The 2,597-nt window shown below is 73.7% G+C and carries 2 protein-coding genes; both read right to left on the bottom strand.

Going from position 1 to position 2,597, the window contains the following annotated elements; all coding sequences use genetic code 11:
* Nucleotides 1–101 precede the first annotated feature (101 nt).
* Nucleotides 102–1,694, bottom strand: coding sequence for a phosphomethylpyrimidine synthase ThiC (thiC, locus tag AB0L34_RS33535; RefSeq protein WP_363709665.1), 1,593 nt, complete (start codon nucleotides 1,692–1,694; stop codon nucleotides 102–104).
* A 17-nt stretch (nucleotides 1,695–1,711) separates the two neighbouring features.
* Entirely contained in the window at nucleotides 1,712–2,500 is a 789-nt protein-coding gene (thiD, locus tag AB0L34_RS33530; protein ID WP_363709663.1) for a bifunctional hydroxymethylpyrimidine kinase/phosphomethylpyrimidine kinase, read from the bottom strand.
* Nucleotides 2,501–2,597 lie beyond the last annotated feature (97 nt).

Below are 2,597 nucleotides of genomic sequence, written 5' to 3'. Positions count from 1 at the left end.
GGGTGGGGGGCCCCCCCCCCCCCCCCCCACCCGCCCCGCCCCCCCCCCCCCGCGGGGGGGCCGCCCCCCCCCGCCCCGGGGGGGGCCCCCCCCGCTTCGGGTCAGGCCAGCGGCAGGTAGACCCGGCCGCCCGAGGAGACGAACTCCTCCGACTTGTCCTTCATGCCGCGCGCCGCGTACTCCTTGAGCTCCTGGGTGATCTTCATGGAGCAGAACTTCGGTCCGCACATCGAGCAGAAGTGGGCTGTCTTCGCCGGCTCGGCGGGCAGGGTCGCGTCGTGGTACGACCGCGCGGTCTCCGGGTCCAGCGAGAGGTTGAACTGGTCCTCCCACCGGAACTCGAACCGCGCCCTGGAGAGCGCGTCGTCCCACGCCTGCGCGCCGGGGTGCCCCTTGGCCAGGTCGGCCGCGTGCGCCGCGATCTTGTACGCGATCACGCCGGCCTTCACGTCGTCCCGGTCCGGAAGCCCGAGGTGCTCCTTCGGGGTCACGTAGCAGAGCATCGCGGTTCCGAACATGCCGATCATGGCGGCGCCGATCGCCGAGGTGATGTGGTCGTACGCCGGGGCGATGTCCGTGGTCAGCGGGCCGAGCGTGTAGAACGGCGCCTCGTGGCACCACTCCTGCTGGAGGTCCACGTTCTCCTTGATCTTGTGCATGGGCACGTGTCCCGGGCCCTCGATCATCACCTGGACGTCGTGCTCCCAGGCCACCTTCGTCAGCTCGCCCAGGGTGCGCAGCTCGGCGAACTGCGCCTCGTCGTTGGCGTCCGCGATCGAGCCGGGGCGCAGCCCGTCGCCGAGCGAGAACGTCACGTCGTAGCGGGCCAGGATCTCGCACAGCTCGGCGAAGTTCGTGTAGAGGAAGTTCTCCTCGTGGTGCGCCAGGCACCAGGCCGCCATGATCGAGCCGCCCCGCGACACGATCCCGGTGACCCGGTCCACGGCCAGCGGCACGTACGGCAGCAGCACCCCCGCGTGCACCGTCATGTAGTCGACGCCCTGCTCGGCCTGCTCGACGACGGTCTCCCGGAACACCTCCCAGCTCAGCTTCACCGGGTCGCCGCCGACCTTCTCCAGCGCCTGGTAGATCGGCACGGTGCCGATCGACACCGGCGAGTTCCGCACGATCGCCTCCCGGGTCTCGTGGATCCGCTTGCCCGTCGACAGGTCCATCACCGTGTCCGCGCCCCACCGGGTCGCCCAGGTCAGCTTCTCCACCTCCTCCGCGACCGAGGAGGTGACCGCCGAGGTGCCGATGTTGGCGTTCACCTTGACCAGGAACGCCTTGCCGATGATCGCCGGCTCGCACTCGGGGTGGTTGACGTTGAGCGGCAGCACCGCCCGCCCGGCGGCGATCTCGTCCCGGACGAACTCCGGCGCCATGCCCTCCCGGATCGCCACGAACTCCATCTCCGGCGTGACGACCCCCGCCCGGGCGTACGCGAGCTGCGTCGGGCGCCTCCCGTGCGCCCCGGCCAGCGGCGTGCCCGCGCCGCGCACCGGGGCCACGTCCCCGCGCTCGGCGATCCACGGCCCGCGCAGTGGCGGCAGCCCGACCTCCGGGTCGGACCCGGGCCCGGAGGTGTCGTAGAGCCGGACCGGCGCGTTGTCGCCGGTCAGCTCCACCTCGGCGAAGGGCACCCGGACATCCGGCCGGGACCCCTCCACGTGGACCTTGCGACGTGCCTGCATGACTGCCTCCCCTGTGCTCATGCGGACCACCCGAAGTGGTCCAGCGGGCCGCGTCCCGCGCCCAACTCCCAGTCCCGCCCGCCGGTCAGCGCGCGGAAGACGTACTCCTTGGCGGCGGCGACCGCCGTCGGCACCGGGTCGCCCAGCGCCAGCCGGACAGCGACCGCCGCCGAGAACGAGCACCCCGTGCCGTGGTTGTGCCGGGTGGCGACCCGGGGCGCGCGGAGCAGCGTGGTGACCCCGTCGCCGTGCAGCACGTCGACCGCCTCGCCGTCGCGGTCCACGTCGCCGCCGGTCACCACCACGTGCTCCGGCCCGCCGACGGCCAGCGCCTCGGCGGCGGCCACCATCTCCTCGGCCGTGGCCACCGGGCGTCCGAGGAGGACCGCCGCCTCCGCGCAGTTCGGCGTCGCCACCCGGGCGTACGGCAGCAGCCGCTCGACTGCGGCGACCGCGCCCAGCCGGTGCCCGCTGGTGGCGACGAGCACCGGGTCGACGACGAGGTTCGGCAGCCGACCGTCCCGGGCGGCGCCGGCGACCGCGTCGGCGATGGCCGGGGTGGCCAGCATGCCCGTCTTGACGGCCCGCACGGCGAAGTCGGCGAGCACGCTGTCGAGTTGCTCGGTGACCGTGCGCGGCGGCAGCGGCAGGACGGCGTCGACGCCCCTCGTGTTCTGCGCGGTGACCGCGGTGATCACGCTGGTGCCGTACGCGCCGAGGGCGGCGAAGACCTTGAGGTCGGCCTGGATGCCCGCGCCGCCGCCGGAGTCCGAGCCGGCGATGGTGAGCACGGTGGTGGGCGTCATCGGCCCCCCAGGGTGGTTCTGGTCGGGGGCTGCGGCGTGGTGGCGCCTGGGGGCTGCGGCCGACCGCGCCCACTCCGGGCGGTCAGGCTTGATCCCT

Origin of the sequence: Micromonospora sp. NPDC052213 (assembly GCF_040679695.1) — a bacterium.
Taxonomy (GTDB): domain Bacteria; phylum Actinomycetota; class Actinomycetes; order Mycobacteriales; family Micromonosporaceae; genus Micromonospora.
The sequence above is the reverse complement of the archived record's forward strand: the minus strand, read 5'-3'. Positions and strand labels throughout refer to the sequence as shown.